A 16,301-nucleotide genomic window follows, 5' to 3' on the forward strand; every position below is an offset into this window, starting at 1 on the left:
ATCAACCGGGGCGGGGCAGTGGGGGCTGCCCCGCCCCGGTCTTTCAGCCCTGGGCGGTTGCCGTCAGCTCCGACTGCGCGTCGCCGGCGACCGGAGCGGAGGGGACCGGCGGCCGGCCACCCAGGAAGCGGGGCGCCCACCACGCGGCGCGTCCGAGAATCGCCATCGTCGCCGGGACCAGCAGCATCCGGACGATCACCGCGTCGATCAGGACGGCCAGCACCAGGCCCAGGCCGACCTCCTTGATCGGGGCGAAGCCCCCGGTCATGAACCCGGCGAAGGTGACCGCGAGGAGCAGGGCAGCCGCGGTCACGATGCCACCGCTGCGCTGTAGACCCTCCCGGACGGCCTGGTCCGGGGCCGCGCCGGCGAACCGGCGCTCGCGGATCCGCGAGAGGACGAACACCTCGTAGTCGGTGGAGAGACCGAACGCGATCGCCGCGACCACCACCGGCACGGTCAGGTCGATGCCGTCGAGCCGCTCACCGCCGAGCAGGCCGACCAGGTGCCCCTCCTGGAACACCCAGACCACCACACCGAGCGCGGCGAACAGGCTCAGCAGGTTGGTGAGCACGGCCTTCAGCGGGATCAGCACCGACCGGGTGAAGGCCAGCAGCAGGACGAAGGTGGCCAGCAACACGATGCCGCCGGCGATCGGGAGGCGGTCGCGCAGCTCCTGCTGGTAGTCGACCAGACGGGCCGCGTCCCCGGTGACCTGCACCGTGAAGGGGGCGTCCAGGTCGCGGATGTCGCGTACCGCCCGGGCGGTGTCCGGGTCGCTCGTCGGGTTCTTCGGGGTGGCCTGCAGGACGGCCAGCCCGCCGCCGCTGCGCCCCGGGTTCACCACGGACACGCCGGGCACCGCGGCGACCCGCTGCCGGAACTCGGCCAGGTCGGGGTTGTCGGCCGAGGTCCGGGCGACGATCGTGATCGCGCTCGGGCCGGCCAGTGCCGGGAAGTGCTCGCGCAGCTCCTCGGTGAGCTGGCGGGTGGCGCTGTCGGCCGGCAGCGACTTGGGGTTGCTGGTGTCCAGCCGCAGGTTGGTCGCCGACAGACCGGCCACGATCAGGCCGGCGAGCACCACCAGCAGGGTCAGCACCGGCATCTTCTGCACACCACGGGCGACCGCGGCGAAGGACCGGCCGCGCTCCTTGCGCGCCCGGACCGGCTTGATCTTGTTACGCAGCATCTGGAGCAGCGCGGGAAGCAGGGTGATCGCGGCGAGCATGTCGATCAGCACCACGGCGGCGCCGGCCACGCCGATCGACCGCAGGAACGGATCGGCGAAGACCACCAGGCTGGCCAGGCTGACAGCGATGGTCAGACCGGAGAAGACGATGGTCCGGCCGGCGCGTTCGGAGGCCCGCACGAGCGCCTCCGCCGCGTCCTCGGTCAGCGCCCGTTCCTCCCGGAACCGGCTGACCATCAGCAGCGCGTAGTCGACGCCGAGACCGATGGCGAGCATCGTGGTGACCTGGATCGAGTAGATCGACACATCGGTGAAGAAGCTCATCACCAGCAGCGTGGAGAAGGTTCCGCCGACACCGACCAGGGCGATCAGCAGCGGCAGCCCGGCTGCGATCAGCGACATGAAGACCAGCAGCAGCAGGAGTAGCAGCAACGGCACGGAGATGATCTCGGCTCGCCGGGTGTCCGAGGTGGCCTGGTCGTTGAACTCGCGGTCGGTGAGCGGCCCGCCGGAGACCACCGCGGTCGTCCCGTCGATCCCGGTCAACTGCTTCTGCACCTTGTCGGCCAGCAGGTCGCCCTGGTGCGCCAGTTCCACGTTCACCAGGACCGCCGCGCCGTCGGTGGCGACCGGGGCCTCGGGACCGAACGGGTCGGTCACCGCCAGCACGCCGTCGGTGGCGCGCAGCCCGGTGAGCGCGGTGGAGACCTTGGTGCGGAAGGCGGGGTCGGTGGCCGAATCGCCGGAGATGACCGCGTTGATCACGGGTGGCGCGAGCTTGGCGTCACCGAGCGCCTTGGCGCCCTGCTGCGACTCGCTGCCGGCGATGGCGCCGACGGTGGTCGTCATCCGGGCGAAGACGCCGTTGCCGACCGTGAAGCCGGCCGCTGCGATCACCAGCCAGATGACGAGCACGACGGCAGGGCGCCGGCGAGCGAAACGCGTAACGACACGGATCATCACACAGCTCCTCAGGACGGAAAGACCGATGTGATCTCATCCTGGTGAAGCGGGCTCCCCGGCAGATCGCCGACGAGAACGAAATCTGGTCTCCCCCGTGCGGGGGAGAGAGCTCAGTCCAGATCCTCACCGGGACTGATCAGGCCGGCCTCGTAGGAGAACACCACCGCCTGCACCCGGTCCCGCAGGCCGAGCTTGGCCAACACGTTGCTGACATGGGTCTTGACGGTGTGGTCGCTCACCGTCAACCGGGCGGCGATCTCGGCGTTGGAAAGCCCACGGGCGACCAGGCACAGGGTCTCCCGCTCCCGGCCGGTCAGCTCGTCCAGCAGGGCCGGCGGGCGGAGCGCGCCCTGGGGCCGCCGCAGCAGGTCGGCGATCACCCGCCGGGTCACCGTCGGGGCGAGCAGCGCCTCCCCCTTGGCGATCACCCGGACCGCCTCGACCAACTCGGCCCGGCGCATGGTCTTGAGCAGGAAACCGTTCGCGCCGGCCCGTAACGCGTCGTGCACGTGCTCGTCGACGTCGAACGTGGTGAGGATGAGCACCCGGGCGTTCGTGGTGGCGCAGATCCGGCGGGTGGCCTCGATGCCGTCGATCGGGCCCTCCATCCGGATGTCCATGACCACCACGTCCGGTTTCTTCTCGGCCACCACCCGCAGGGCCTCCAGGCCGTCCGCCGCCTCGCCCACCACCGTCAGATCCGGCTCCGCGTCAAGGATCATGGCGAAGCCGCCCCGAACCAGATCCTGGTCGTCGACGACCACGATGCGCACCATGGGGCGCCACTCCTCGATACGTAGCAACTCACTCGGCGGGCAGGACGGCGCTCACCATGAAGCCGCCGCCATCGGGACCCGCTCCGATGCACAGCTCACCACCACAGGCGGTGACCCGCTCCCGCATGCCCATCATCCCGTATCCGCCACCGACGTCCACCGCGCCGATGCCGTCATCGGTAACCGTGACCCGGATCTCGCGCGGATTGAACTCGATCAGCACGTCCACCATCGACGCCCGCGCGTGCCGGATGGTGTTGGTCAGCGCCTCCTGCACCACCCGGAAGACCGTGGCTTCCACGTCGGCGGGCAGTGGCCGCTGCTGCCCGCGCCAGCGCAACGCCGCCTCCAGGCCGCCCCGACGCGCCTCGCCGAGCAGCTGCGGTACGTCACCCACCCCGCGCACCGGGGCCGGTGACTCCTCGCCCTCCGCCGAGCGCAGCGCGGCCAACGACCGCCGAAGCTGGGCGATCGCGGACCGGCCGCTCTCGGCTATCACCTCGAAGGTCTTCTCGACCCGAGCCGGGTCGGTGCGGGCCACCACCGGCCCGGCCTCCGCCTGGACCACCATGATCGCGACCGTGTGCGCCACGATGTCGTGCACCTCGCGGGCGATCCGGTTGCGGTCGCGCGCGGCGGCGGTGGCTCGTTCCTCCTCCTGGCGGGCAGCCCGTTCCTCGAGCACGGCGATCCGGTCGCCGCGCCCTCGGGAGGCGATCCCCATGCTGTACGCCGCCACGTACGCCATCCCCACGTATCCGAAGGTGGCCGGATCCTCGTTCGGGACCACCAGCGAGACGACCACCCCCACGGCCTGCACCCCGATCGCGACCTGCCGCCAGGGCGACGGGCTCAGCGACGCGAACGTGTACGTCGCGACGAGCGGCCCGAAGGGCAGCGGCGGCAGCTGGTGCGACAGCCCGAGAACGCTGATCGCCAGGCCCACGGTCACCGTGGTGAGCAGCGGAGCCCGCCGGCGCCAGATCAGCGGCAGCGAGGCGCCGGCGGCCACCAGGACGTGCCAGGCCTTCCCGTCCTGGGAGAACGTCACCGGCAGGGCGGTGCCGACGAACACGGCCACCGCGATCAATCCGTCCAGCCAGAGCGTGGCGTTGCGGGGCAGCCGTGCGGGCCGCGCTCGTGATCGGGCGGTGGCCGGAAGCGACATGGACAACGGCACGATCGGCTCCTCAACGCGCGGCGGTCCCCAGTATGCGGCTCCGGGACCGTCCGGCCGGCACCCACGCGACTCAGGCCGCCGTCGATGTCCTGTTTAGGACATCGAGGTGGAGACCGAGACGAGCGGATCGGTTGGATGGAGTTCTGTCGCAGAGAGAAGGAGGCACCACGTGGGCGCAGTCCGCGTCGCCATCGCCGGGGTCGGCAACTGTGCCGCGTCGCTGGTGCAAGGCGTTGAGTACTACCGGGACGCGAGGCCGACCGACACCGTTCCCGGCCTCATGCACGTCGCCTTCGGCGATTACCACGTCGGCGGCATCGAGTTCGTCGCGGCTTTCGACGTGGACGCGAAGAAGGTGGGCCGGGACCTGTCCGAGGCCATCGTCGCGAGCGGCAACAACACCATCAAGATCTGCGACGTCCCCCCGTCCGGGGTCGTCGTGCGGCGTGGCCCGACGTTGGACGGTCTCGGCGAGTACTACCGGGAGATGATCGAGGAGTCCGACGAGCGGGCCGTCGACGTCGTTCGCACACTGCGCAACTCCGGGGCCGACGTCCTCGTGTCGTACCTGCCGGTGGGATCGGAGGACGCCGACCGGTTCTATGCGCGGTGTGCGCTGGAGGCAGGGGTGGGGTTCGTCAACGCGCTGCCGGTGTTCATCGCCTCGGACCCGGTGTGGGCGGCCCGATTCACCGACGCCGGCGTGCCGATCGTCGGCGACGACATCAAGTCGCAGGTGGGCGCCACCATCACCCACCGGGTGCTGGCGAAGCTCTTTGAGGACCGCGGGGTCCGGCTGGAGCGCACCTACCAGCTCAACTTCGGCGGCAACATGGACTTCATGAACATGCTGGAGCGTCGGCGCCTGGCGTCGAAGAAGCTGTCCAAGACCCGGGCCGTCACCTCGCAGGTGCCCCACGAGATGGCCGCCGGCGACGTGCACATCGGCCCCAGCGACTACGTGCCGTTCCTGGAGGACCGCAAGCACGCGCTGGTCCGCCTGGAGGGGCGGGCGTTCGGCGACGTGCCCCTGCAACTGGAGTACAAGCTCGAGCTCTGGGACTCCCCCAACTCGGCCGGCGTGATCATCGACGCGGTCCGGGCGACCAAGATCGCCATGGACCGGGGGGTCGGCGGCCCGATCCTCTCCGCCTCCTCGTACTTCATGAAGTCGCCGCCCGAGCAGTACGACGACGCCAGCGCCCGGGACGCCGTCGAGCGCTTCATCCGCGGCGAGGTCGAACGCTGACCGACAGGCGGTGGGGGAGCCGGAGTCCGGCTCCCCCGTCGTCGTCTGTCACGGTGTCCGCCGGAGATCGCGGTGGAACTCGCGGTGGTGGCAGGGTGCGGGATCCGCTCCGGCCAGCGCCACGGCACCGCGGAAGGCGCCGTGGTCGGGCAGGTCCCGGAGGAAATAGGCGCCGGGCAGCCGGCCGGACGGATCGCGGACCACCGCCCCGCTCGCCACGCCGGGGACCGGCAGCCGCAGCCCGAGCGCCAGCCGCGCGCCGGCGGCCTTGACACACGCCTCCTTGCGGGTCCACAACCGCAGGTACGCGGCATAGGCCTCGGTGCCCGCAGCCGCCACCCGGGCGGCCTCCGCGGGGGTGAAGAAGCGTGCGGCCATCCGCCGCGGATCCAGCCCGAACCGGGGACGGTCCAGGTCCACGCCGACCTCCCGGCCGGCGACCGCGATCAGCGCCCGCTCCCCGGCGTGCGCCAGGCTGAAATGCAGCGACCCGCCCGGCAGGTACGGCCGCCCTCGCGGGTTGCGGCGCAGCGGCAGCGCGGTAGGCCGCAGGTCCAGCCGGCCGGCGAGGATCCCGTTCAGGGCGGCGTGCGCCACGACGAAGCGGCGGCGCCCGTCCGGGTCGCCGATGGCGGCAGCACGCCGCAGCTCAGCCGCGCTGAGCCAGCGGGCGGCGTCGACATCCCGGTCCAGGTGGACGGTCCAGACGTCGACGCCGCCCGGCTCAGTCACGGCCGAGTTTGCCCTGGACGAGGCCCTGGAAGGTGTTGAGTCGCTGGATGTTGCCGGTACCTTCCATGAATTCCACCCCCCGGGCGTCGCGGATCAGCTTGTCCAACATCGGCTGCGTCAGCCGTGCGCCCGGACCGAAGTACTCCAGCGCCTCCAGCGTCACCTCCTCGGCCAGTCGGGCCGCCCGGGCCTTCGCCGCCGACGCCAGGTGGCCGTTGGCGGGCTGGGCGTCCACGATCGAGGCAGCCTGCCAGATGAGCTGTCGCACGCCGTCGATCCGCTGGCCGGTCCGTTCCCAGCGCAGCCGGTCGGCCTTGGACAGCGAACCGCGCCGCTCGGTGACGTAGTCGTGCGCGGACCGGGCGATGCCCAGGGCGATCGCCGCCACGCCCGGTCGGAGCCGGTTGAACATCTGCACGCCGCTCCACACCCCGCGCCGGGTGGGACTGAGGTGACGCCCGAGCACCCGACCGGCCGGGACCGGCACGCCGTCCAGGGTGATCGCGCTGAGCTGGGCGCCGCGCAGGCCGATCGTCGGGATCGGCTCGGCCTTGAAGCCGGGCGCGCCGGTCTCGACCATTACCGCGGTGGCACCGAGCGGACCGGGCCGGTCCCGGGCGAAGACGACGCCGACCTGGGCACGGGCGCCATTGCCGATGTAGCGCTTGGCGCCGCGCAGGAGCAGGCCCCCCTCGCCGTCCGGGTCCAGCGTCGTACCCATCGCAGCCGCATCCGATCCATGATCAGGTTCGGTCAACGCGAAGAAGGTCCAGGTCGGCGCGGCCAGCAGCCGGCCGTAGAACCACTCCTTCTGCTCCTGGTCGGCGAGCAGATCGATGAGCACCCCGGACAGCGAGGCACCGGGAGACGCGAGCATCATGCCGGCGTCACCGGCGGCGATCTCCTCGGCGAACACCACCCGTTCCATGGCGGTCATGCCGTCGAACCGGTACCCACCGATGAGCGTCCGGTCCGGCAGCCACGGCGCCGGAATGAGCATGGTGGACAGGTGCCGTACGGCCGGGTTGTCCAGGCACCGGTACACGGTGTCCGGGTCACGGTCCAGCTCCAGCGCCGTCGAGCGCAGGTCGCGCGCCCAGTCCCGGGCGTGCGCCCGGGCGGTGCCGAGTCGGTCGTCCAGTTCGATCACGGTGCCCACCCCTCTCCACCGATCCAGGCGTCGGCCAGCAACTCCGACGCGTTGACCACCGCGCCCGGCCCGTCCGCGATGAACCCGCTGGCCCCGAGCAGGCGCAGCAGCATCCGGTCGGCCATGGTGATCTGCCGATGCAGGGAGGCCAGGGATCCGGCCGGTGGCGGCATACCGGTCAGCCGGACCTTGATCTCGATCTGCTCGGTGACGACGTCCGCCAGAGCGCCCTTGATCAGCTGTTGCAGCAGCAGCGGGGTGTCCCCGGCGCGGCGGTCGCCGAGGTGGGCGACCGTGACATCGAGCAGTGCCTCGGACAGCCCGAGCCGGAGCCCGGCCAGCGCGGCCAACCAGTCCGGCCAGGGCGCCGGCGCACCGGCCGGACCGGGGGCGCCCCGGTAGCGGACAGCCGCCAGCCGGCCGTCCGGTGTCTCGACCGTGCCGAGCCGCTCGACGGCAACCGGGTCCAGGGCGGCGACCGTGCCCCCGGTCCAGACCCGGCCGGCGTCGTGCAGCGCCGGCTCGGGCAACACGCAGCACCCGGTCGGGCCGCACGGCAGGACCCGGTCCGCCAGCGTGTCGTGCATCGTGGTGAGCGTGGCGGTGAGCCCGCGGGTCCGGGCACTGCGGCGGGCCTGGTCGGCGCTCACGACCGCGCCTCCGGGTCCGAGCCGGCGAAGACCGCCACGCAGAGGGTGCCCGACACCGGGTCGTGGTCCGCCACCGCGATCGGCCCGGCGGTGCCCGCCCGACGCTGGGCGAACTCGGCCCAGACACCGGCCGCCCCCAGATCCGGTGCCGGCACCACCGGACGGCCGGCGGTCAGGCCGGGGCCGGCGATCAGGACGGCATCCGCCGGCACCAGCTCGTCGAGCAGCGTCCCGGCCGCCGCGGGCGAGACGTCCGGGCACTGGTGCACGGTGGCCCCGTCCGAGCCGGCCGGCTCGAACAGCACGGCCACCCCGACGTCGTGCCCGGGTACCGGATAGCGAGGCACGACCACCTCGTACGGCATCGTCGTCTGCTCCAGGATCAGCAGCAACGCCCGGCAGCCCGGGAAGTCGCCGGAGTAGGTCCCCAGCAGCCGCAGGGCGGTGAACGCCGCCACCGGCCCCTGATCGGACACCGCGAAGGCGAGGGGATCGCCGTGCACCAGCTCGTTGAGGTAGCAGGCGGTGACCCGGCGCGGGTCGGCGTCCGGGGTGGAGTGCGCGATGGCGATCAGATCCACCGGCACCGCGAGGTCAAGATCGCGCACCAGGCAATCCGCCATCTCGGTGAACGAGTTCCGGCCGGCGGCCGCGTGCCGATCCCGGTCGAACCGGCGACCGTACAGCTCGGTCATGTCCGAGAGGTATTCCTCGAGCAACGGATCGTCCCGGTACGGCTCCGGGTCGGGGTCGAACCGGCGGGCGATCACCTGAGCCGGCCGGAGCCGGCCCGTACGGGCCGGCGGGGCCGGGGCGATGGACAGGAACATCGGCGTCAGGCCAGGCCCTGCTCGAGGACGTAGTCGGCGAGGGTGCCGACCGACTCGAAGTGGTGCTGCTCCAGCGTGTCCGAGTCGATCACGACGTCCAGCCGGTCCTCGAGGTGCATGAGCAGCTCGAGAACGTTCGTGGAGTCCAGGCCGAGCTCGTCCATCAGCCGGGTCTGCTCAGTCACCTGGACCGAGTCGCGGTTCAGCACCGCGACAACGGCGTCGATCACGTGGTCGACGACCGCGGCGCGGTCGACGGTGGCTTCCGAAGCCATGGTCATGGCGGTTCTCCTGTTTGCCGGTCGGGATGGGTCGTCAGTCGAGGATCTGCGGGCCGAGCAGGTCCTCGACGGTGTCGCGGCGGCGAACCAGTCGGGCTCGGCCGCCGTCCACCAGCACCTCGGCCGGGTGGCCGTGGCTGAGGAAGAGCACCGGTGAGGCGCTCGGGCCGTACGCGCCGGAGCGCAGCACGCCGACCAGGTCGCCCGGCCGCAGCTCGGGCAGTTCCACGTTGCGGCCGACGGTGTCGTTCGGCGTGCACAGCGGGCCGGTGACGTTCCACGGGCCGGCGTCCGTGCCGGCCCGGTTGAGCAGCCGCATCGGGAAGTTGCGCTTGACGAAGGAGCCGATGCCGACGGCCGCCATGTGGTGGTTGGTGCCGCCGTCGGTGACCGCGAAACGCTCCTGCATCGAACTCTTCACGTACCGCACCCGGGTGACGTAGGTGCCGCACGGCGCGGTCAGGTACCGGCCGAGCTCCAGCAGCAGCCGGGCCCCGGGGTGCGCGGCGCAAAACGCCTCGACCACCGGGTTGAGCAGGCGGGCGACCGCGGCCGGGTCGAGATCCGGTTCCCCGGGGAAGTAGGCCACGCCGAGGCCACCGCCCACGTCGACCGCCTCCAGGACGAAGTCCAGCCGATCGGCGAGCCGCTCGGCCAGGTCGATGATCCGGCGGGCGTTCTCGGCGATCACCTCGGGATCGAGGATGCGGGTGCCCAGGTAGGCGTGCACGCCCAGGACGCGTACCCCGGGATGGTTCTTGACCAGGTCGGCCTCGTCGAAGAGCTGCTGCTCGTCGATCCCGAACTGGCGCGGCCTGCCGCCCATGGTGAGGCCGGAGCCCTTGACCGCGAAGCTCGGGTTGACCCGCAGCATCACCGGGGCGATGACGCCCCGCTCCCGGGCCAACTCGTCGATCACCGCCAGTTCCCCGAACGACTCGCAGACCAGCGCGAAGACGCCCTCGGACAGGCACGCCTCGAGTTCGGCGCGGCTCTTGCCGGGGCCCAGGAAGATGATGTCGCCCGGAGCCACCCCGGCGGCGAGTGCGGTGCGCAGCTCCACCATGGACGACACCTCCGCCCGGGCGCCCTGCGAACCGAGCAGGGCGCAGACGGCCACGTTCGGGTTGGCCTTGAGCGAGTAGAAGATCTCCATCGCCGGATGCAGCCGCTCGCGCAGCCCCAGGTACTGCCCGCGCAGGCTGTCCCCGTCGTATACGTAGAGGGGCGTGCCGAACCGCTCAGCCAGTTCGGACATCGCAACGCCCTGGATCGCCACTTCTCCGGTCACCGTCTTGTTCCTTCCGCCACGGCCGCCAGGCGGCCCGCGATCTCCCCGTCCATCGCCATCAACTCGCCGGCCGTCGGCGCGGTCAGGAAGCCGTACAGGCGGCCGTCGGCGGCCCCCGCGCCTTCTCGCACCAGGGCGTTCACCGTCGAGAAGTTCTGCACCACCATCCCGGCCTCGCCGGCGCCGCTCAGCAGCCACGGCCCGAGCCCGTCGCGGACCTCGCCGAAGCGGAGCGGCCGCGCCAGGTGCAGCGGGTACTGCCGGGCCAGCGCGCACCAGCCCGCCGGCACCAGGTGTTCCTGGAGACCGACCTGGTAGGTCGACATGTTGTTACGCGCGTTGATCTCCACGACCGGGTAGACGCCGCCCTCCGGGTCGAGCATCGCGTCCACCCCGACGACGCCGTGGTAGCCGTCGCGGGCGAGCCGGGCGCCGAGCACCGCGGCGCTGTGCGTCACGATCGCGAGCTGCCGCGCGGTCAGCCCCGCCGGCATCCGGTGGCCCTTGTGTACGCCGTTGGCGGTGACCGCCTCCTTGACGAAGTCGAAGTGCACCCCGCCGTCGCGAAACACGGTGAACTGATAGTTGAGGTCGGTGGTCTTGGCGACCCACTCCTCGACCAGCAGCGCCAGCCGGTGATCGCCGGAACGGTCGGCCCGGCGACGCAGCGTCCGGTGGATCTGGTCCAGGCGCGCCTCGTCCCGGATCAGCAGCAGGCCCTTGCCGGACACCCCGTACGAGTCCTTGAGCACCACCGGCCGCCCGGCCGCGAGCAGAGCCCGCGCGTGCTCCACCGCCTCGTCCAGTTCCTCGACGGTCTCGCAGGTCCAGCCCGCGGACTGACGCAGCCCCAGCTCGGTGGCGATCCGCCGGCTGTAGATCTTGCCGTTGACGGCCTTGCAGACGGCCGCCGGCGACCCGGCCAGCGCCACCCCGGTACGCGCCGCGAGCGCCTCCTCGTCTCCGGAGACCCCGTGCGGGACGATCGCGGCCGCCCCGGCCAGGGCGGACAACCGGGCCAGCAGGGCCGGGCTGTCCAGCGCGTCCTGGGTCACCGTGTGGTGCGGGTCCTGCCGGTCGGTGATCAGCAGATGCGGCAGGGCCCACCCGAGCGTCTCCAGGTAGGCCAGGTGCTCCGGGTCCGGCTGGTCCTTGAGCACCACGTAGTCGTCCGGGCCGGCCAGCAGCAGGGCGAACTCGTCCATCCGGTTCACCATCGCGTCGCCCGCGGTCAGCGCGATGCGGGGCAGGCCCGGCTCGTCACCGCCCCACCGCTGCTCGACCTCGAAGTTGCCAAGGAACACCAGGGGGGTCCGGTCGGTGCCCAGCAGCGCCGTCCGCAGTCGTCTGACAAAAGGTTCCAGTGTCGTCGCCATAGCGGTCCTATCAGTGCTCGAAGACCGTGGCGGCGAAGGTCGAGCCCAGCCCGACCGCGGCCATCAGGTAGCGGTCGCCGGGCCGTAACCGGCCCAGGTCGCGGGCCGCCACGTAGTTGAGGAAGGAGTCGGCGCAGAAGCAGTGGCCGGTGACCGGCATGTTGTCCAGGAACAGGCGCTCCACCGGGATCCCGACCTTGCGCGCCACCCGCACCCAGGACACCCGGTTCACGTTGTGCGGCAGCACCAGGTCCAGGTCGGCGACGGTGATCCCGGCGCGCGCCACCGCCGCGAGGATCACCTCGGCGAGCGCATCCGGATAGCGCTGCTGGAACTCCAGGGACATCTCCGCGGTCAGGGACAGCCCGGCGTTGAACTCGCCGTGCGTGGCCGAGGCGTACGACAGCAGCCGGTCGCGCCGGCCACTGCCGACCAGGACGGCGGCGCACCCCTCCCCCATCAGGGCGGTGCCCGGGATCATCCGGGCCGACGGGGTGAACGCCTTCTCACCGACGAAGACCAGGGCCAGCGCGCCGGGATCGCCGTCCTCGGCGAGCAGCCGACCGGCCATCTCGACGGCGAGCAGGCCCGAGGCGCAGGCGTGCTGGGTGACCGCGAAGGCCTGGGCGTGCCGCAGGCCGAGAGCCGTCACCACGTCGTGCAGCGGATCCTCCGGGTACGGCGCGATCGCCTGCAGGGTGCGGGCCTGCACCACGTACCGCACCTGGGATTCGCGGCCCCGCAGCTCGGACAGTTTCGCCGCGGCGTTGAGCATCAGGTCGGTGATCGTGCCGGTCGGTTCCCGCAGCACCTCGGCCAGTCCGTAGTACCGGTGGAACATCCGAACCTGCGTGTCGGTCAGTCCCAGTTCGCCGGCGAGCGAGTCGATCGGCACCCGTTGCGGCGGCAGGTAGGCGGAGACCGCTTCGAGGGCGGTCATGTCCCGGCGTCCAGCGGCAGGCCGGACAGGTACTCGGTGAGCGCGTCGATGCTCGGGTGGTCCCACACGATGGTCGGTTCCAGGGGCACCCCGAGGTGGTCCTCGATCTCGCCGCAGAGCGCGAGCGCGTACACCGAGTCGAGGCCCAGGTCGGCCAGCGGCGCGGCGGTGTCGATGGTGGCCGGGTCCCGGTCGGTGAAATCGGCGACGCGGTCCTGCAGCCACGGACGGAGCTGTCCGGCGGCCCGATGGTTCGGCAAGATGGTCAATTCCGGCTCCTTGGAAGGTCGGGCAGCACGCTGTCGGACAGATCGAAGGCCCGGCCGGCGGCATACCGGCCGGCGAGCTCCGCGTGGATCGGGCCGGCCAGCGCGGCCGGCAGCGACCGGGACGTGCCGTCCAACTCGCCGGCCAGCCGCAGCAGGGCCGCCGTCACCCAGGCCGGGTCGGCCAGGAAGGTTCCGGGGCGGCGCTGCTCGGCCAGCCAGAGGTTCAGGCAGGTGGCGGCGGTCAGCACCGCGGTGTAGCGGGCGGTCAGGTCGAGTGCCGCCGGGTCCCCACCGATCGCCAGGTCCACCGGACGCAGGCCGAGCGCCGCCGAACGCAGCCGGGCCAGCTCGTCGGTGAACCGCCGGACCAGCCCGCGCAGCCGGTCATCGCCGGCCGGCATCGCCTCGGCGGCGGTGAGCAGCTGCGCCGTGAGCGGGTCGGCCGTCGAGGCGATCCGGAGCCGGTCGAACGGCAGTGCCGGGAGATCGGCGCCCAGGTCGTACAGAGCGGGCGGCGGCTCCTGGCCGGTCGCCCAGGAGCGCCGGGCCAGCCGGGGGAGCTGCGGGAGGATGGTGGCCAGGCAGGCGATCCGGGCGGCGTGCCCGAATCCTGCCGGGGCCAGGTCGCGCTGCAACTTCTGGAAGATGCCGTACTCGCCGGTGCGCAGGTAACTCTGCGCGCCGAGCAGCTCACCGAGCCGGGCCATGGCGCGGATGGACCGGCCGGACACGACGTACTTGACGGCCGAGGCGTACGCGTTGGTGTCCTCGGGCAGCAGGTGCACGGCGCGGGCGACGGTGGTGGACAGGCAGTCGGCGATCAGCAGGTCCACGAACGCCTCAGCCAGGGCGGTACGGACCACCGGCATCGCGCCCACCGGCCGTCCGCGCAGCCACCGGTCCTCGCCGAACCGCAGCACCGCACGCAGGCCGGTGTCCAGCACGCCCAGCGTCATCGCCGGCAGCCCGGTCCGGGTCAGCTGGAACGAACGCAGAGCGACCTCCATGGCCGAGCCGAGCGGCCCGAGCGCCACGCTCGCGTCGACCGGGCACCGGTCCAGCTCGATCCCGCCGAGCTGCACCCCGCGCATCCCGCTGCTGGGGAACCGGGGCAGATACCGCAGCTCGCCCGGGGGCAGCGCGTCCTTCTCCACGAACAACTGGGTGTGGCTGCGGCCACCGGTCGCGTCCGAGGTGCGGCTGAAGATCACCATCGCGCTGCACCGCTGCGCGTTGGTGACCACCTCCTTGCGGCCGGTGAGCAGCAGCTCGCCCGGCCGGCCCGGGTCGGCCCGGAAGTCCACCCGGGCGAAGTCGTTACCGTGCGCCAGCTCGTGGTAGACGGACGCCACCCGCCGGCCGGAGAGCAGCAGCTCGGCCAGCCGCCGCTGCTGGGCCTCGTCACCGCCGGCCCACACGTTGACCGAGGCGATGAATGAGCTGGCGCCGTAACCGAGGCCCAGGCAGGGGTCCCGCCGGAACACCGAGCGCATCATCCGGATCAGCCGGTCCAGGCCGGCCATCCGGCCGCCCCGGGCGACCGGCACGAACTCGGCGTTGAGCCCGAAGTCGCCGAGCATCCGCTCACCGTCGGCGAACATCTCCTGCCGCTCGTCGGCCGCCAGCACGGCCTGGTTCCCGAGTGGGTTCGCCGGGTCCCACGGGTCACCGAAGCGGCTCTCCAGCTCCCGCACTGTGGTCATCACGCCTCCTCGGTGCCGTCGAGATCAAGCACGGAGGGGCGACGGCCCGGGACGAGGGACGCGTACACCCGGTCGTAGCTCTCGGGGTGGTCCGGCGCGGCACCGAGCCGGTGCAGCACCCAGGTCAGCGCCGCGTCGAGCCACAGTCCGTCCGCCCACAGCGGGTCGGCGCCGGTGTGCTCGTGGTTGTGCAGCCACAGGTGCACCGCGCTCGCGCCGGCCACACACAGCTCGTAGCGGTGGGCCAGGTCGTAGGCGGCGGGTTCCACGTCGTGCGGCCGCGGGCGGTACCCGGCGAGTTCGGTGTGCAGCAGCTCTGTCGCGGCCAGGAGCGCCTCGGCCCGGGCCGACGGGCCGCCGGCCGCGCGGACGGCCGCCACCGCCGCGGCCAGCCCGCGCAACGGCAGGCACCCACGACCGCCGGCCAGCGAGATCCGGTCCGGGTCCAGCTCGGGCACCGGGACCCGCAGGTCGGCCAGCGACCGTAGTCGGGCCACGTCCACCGGGTCAGCGGACCAGCCCCGCGCCAGTTGCGGGAACTGGTTGATCAGCGCGTTGCGGTTGACCGGGGTGCTGCCGTCGAAGATCCCGACGATCCGGTGGTCCCGCTCCACCTTCTGGAAGCGTCCGTAGTCCGGGATGCCGGTCAGGAAAGCGCGGGCGCCGAGCTGCTCGCCGCACCCCCCGATCAGTTGCTCGGTGAGTTCCGGCACGAAGGCCTTGAGCACCGGGGCGAGCACGCCCAGTTCCTCCGTTTCCGCCGTCACCGCCCGGGTGACCAGGGCGGTCACCGCCTCGGCCAGGAACAGCATGGTGTGCAGTCGGCCCACCCCGCGCCGCAGGTACGGCACGTCGGCCAGCCGCCGGCCGTAGAGCCGGCGGTCGGTCAGGTATCGCCGGACCAGCGCCAGCGCGTGGTCGGCCGCGCCGAGCGACAACGCGGCACACGTGGTACGCGTCAGCTGCAGGGCGCGCAGCACCGTCTCCAGGCCGGTGCCACGCGCACCGACCAGGGCCGTCGCCGGCACCGGCGCGTCGTCGAGGACGATCCCGCTGATGTCGGCGCCCCGGATGCCGTGGGTCGGCTCCCTGGGCAGGCACCGGTACGAGTGCGCGGGAAGTTCCCGCTTGTCGGCGAGCAGCACCGTGAACCCGCGTGCCCCACCGTCCGGGTCGGTCCGCGCCAGCAGGCACACCACACCGGCCCGGGTGGCGTTGTTGATCAGCCATTTCGTCCCGGTCACCCGGTACCCGTCGTCGTGCCGGACCGCCGAGACCTCGCCGCCGAGCAGGTCGCTGCCGTGGCCCGGCTCGGTGAGCGCCCAGCAGACGGGCACCCCGGCCAGGATCGTGCCGGCGAGCATACGGGCCTGCGCCCGGTCCGCCTCGTCCCGCGGCGACCGGGCCCAGACCGAGGCCGCGCCGAGGAACGTCTTGCCGTGCCCGATGGCCGTGGTCAGGTCCCGGCGCGCGATCACCCGCAGGACCTGTACCAGGGTGTCGAAGCCGCGCAGCTCGCCGCCGTACGCCGCCGGCACGTAGTGCGCCGGCAGGCCGAGCCGGTCCAGGTGCTCGCAGATCTCCGCCGGGAATTCCTCGATCTCGTCCGCGGCGGCGACCCGGGCGTGGTTGAAGACGACGTCGGCGTCGTCCGGGTCGCCGAGCCGCTCGTCGAGTTGCCGGGCCACGGTCGCGGCCAAGGGCAGGGTGGGCGCGGCCATC

General features: G+C 72.3%; 15 protein-coding genes. 1 reads left to right on the forward strand and 14 read right to left on the reverse strand.

The features are described 5' to 3' along the window. Positions 1 to 43: 43 nt before the first annotated feature. From OG811_RS09655 to OG811_RS09665, 3 genes are all read right to left on the reverse strand, one after another. On the reverse strand, positions 44 to 2,149 hold the full coding sequence (locus tag OG811_RS09655) for an MMPL family transporter (RefSeq protein WP_406073528.1): 2,106 nt from the start codon (positions 2,147 to 2,149) through the stop codon (positions 44 to 46). 113 nt (positions 2,150 to 2,262) lie between these two features. Further along, on the reverse strand, positions 2,263 to 2,928 hold the full coding sequence (locus OG811_RS09660) for a response regulator (protein ID WP_406073529.1): 666 nt from the start codon (positions 2,926 to 2,928) through the stop codon (positions 2,263 to 2,265). A gap of 28 nt (positions 2,929 to 2,956) precedes the next feature. Beyond that, complete coding sequence (locus OG811_RS09665; RefSeq protein WP_406073531.1) at positions 2,957 to 4,108, reverse strand: sensor histidine kinase; 1,152 nt, start codon at positions 4,106 to 4,108, stop codon at positions 2,957 to 2,959. Positions 4,109 to 4,277: 169 nt separating this feature from the next. On the opposite strand from OG811_RS09665, the gene OG811_RS09670 reads away from it, so the two are divergent. Further along, positions 4,278 to 5,357, forward strand: coding sequence for an inositol-3-phosphate synthase (locus OG811_RS09670; RefSeq protein WP_406073533.1), 1,080 nt, complete (start codon positions 4,278 to 4,280; stop codon positions 5,355 to 5,357). A gap of 48 nt (positions 5,358 to 5,405) precedes the next feature. Here OG811_RS09670 and OG811_RS09675 read toward each other — a convergent pair whose 3' ends face one another. Genes OG811_RS09675 through OG811_RS09725 form a run of 11 tightly spaced genes read right to left on the reverse strand, consistent with a single transcriptional unit; the run spans position 5,406 to position 16,300 of the window. Beyond that, a complete protein-coding gene (locus tag OG811_RS09675; protein ID WP_406073534.1) occupies positions 5,406 to 6,089 on the reverse strand; it encodes a 4'-phosphopantetheinyl transferase family protein in 684 nt (227 codons plus the stop codon). Beyond that, on the reverse strand, positions 6,082 to 7,239 hold the full coding sequence (locus tag OG811_RS09680) for an acyl-CoA dehydrogenase family protein (RefSeq protein WP_406073535.1): 1,158 nt from the start codon (positions 7,237 to 7,239) through the stop codon (positions 6,082 to 6,084). Before OG811_RS09680 ends, OG811_RS09675 begins: the two co-directional genes overlap by 8 nt. Continuing rightward, the gene (locus OG811_RS09685; protein ID WP_406073536.1) at positions 7,236 to 7,889 is read right to left on the reverse strand and encodes a hypothetical protein; all 654 of its coding nucleotides are present in this window, start codon (positions 7,887 to 7,889) and stop codon (positions 7,236 to 7,238) included. The genes OG811_RS09680 and OG811_RS09685 overlap by 4 nt, the downstream gene beginning before the upstream one ends. After that, positions 7,886 to 8,719 carry a hypothetical protein gene (locus OG811_RS09690; RefSeq protein ID WP_406073538.1) on the reverse strand — a complete coding sequence of 278 codons (834 nt, stop codon included), beginning with the start codon at positions 8,717 to 8,719 and terminating at the stop codon, positions 7,886 to 7,888. The genes OG811_RS09685 and OG811_RS09690 overlap by 4 nt, the downstream gene beginning before the upstream one ends. A gap of 5 nt (positions 8,720 to 8,724) precedes the next feature. Next, positions 8,725 to 9,000, reverse strand: a complete 276-nt coding sequence (locus OG811_RS09695; protein ID WP_406073539.1) for an acyl carrier protein — start codon at positions 8,998 to 9,000, stop codon at positions 8,725 to 8,727. A gap of 34 nt (positions 9,001 to 9,034) precedes the next feature. Beyond that, positions 9,035 to 10,291 (reverse strand): diaminopimelate decarboxylase, encoded by a 1,257-nt coding sequence (gene lysA, locus OG811_RS09700; RefSeq protein ID WP_406073541.1) that lies wholly within the window; start codon positions 10,289 to 10,291, stop codon positions 9,035 to 9,037. After that, entirely contained in the window at positions 10,288 to 11,667 is a 1,380-nt protein-coding gene (locus OG811_RS09705) for an ATP-grasp domain-containing protein (protein WP_406073542.1), read from the reverse strand. The genes lysA and OG811_RS09705 overlap by 4 nt, the downstream gene beginning before the upstream one ends. 10 nt (positions 11,668 to 11,677) lie before the next feature. Next, a complete protein-coding gene (locus OG811_RS09710) occupies positions 11,678 to 12,607 on the reverse strand; it encodes a 3-oxoacyl-[acyl-carrier-protein] synthase III C-terminal domain-containing protein (RefSeq protein WP_406073543.1) in 930 nt (309 codons plus the stop codon). Continuing rightward, positions 12,604 to 12,876, reverse strand: a complete 273-nt coding sequence (locus OG811_RS09715) for an acyl carrier protein (protein ID WP_396861134.1) — start codon at positions 12,874 to 12,876, stop codon at positions 12,604 to 12,606. Before OG811_RS09715 ends, OG811_RS09710 begins: the two co-directional genes overlap by 4 nt. Beyond that, positions 12,873 to 14,579, reverse strand: a complete 1,707-nt coding sequence (locus OG811_RS09720; RefSeq protein WP_406073545.1) for an acyl-CoA dehydrogenase family protein — start codon at positions 14,577 to 14,579, stop codon at positions 12,873 to 12,875. The genes OG811_RS09715 and OG811_RS09720 overlap by 4 nt, the downstream gene beginning before the upstream one ends. Continuing rightward, entirely contained in the window at positions 14,579 to 16,300 is a 1,722-nt protein-coding gene (locus OG811_RS09725) for an acyl-CoA dehydrogenase family protein (RefSeq protein ID WP_406073547.1), read from the reverse strand. Before OG811_RS09725 ends, OG811_RS09720 begins: the two co-directional genes overlap by 1 nt. Position 16,301: the final 1 nt, after the last annotated feature.

It is taken from the genome of Micromonospora sp. NBC_01638 (genome assembly GCF_045209745.1).
Classification (GTDB): domain Bacteria; phylum Actinomycetota; class Actinomycetes; order Mycobacteriales; family Micromonosporaceae; genus Micromonospora.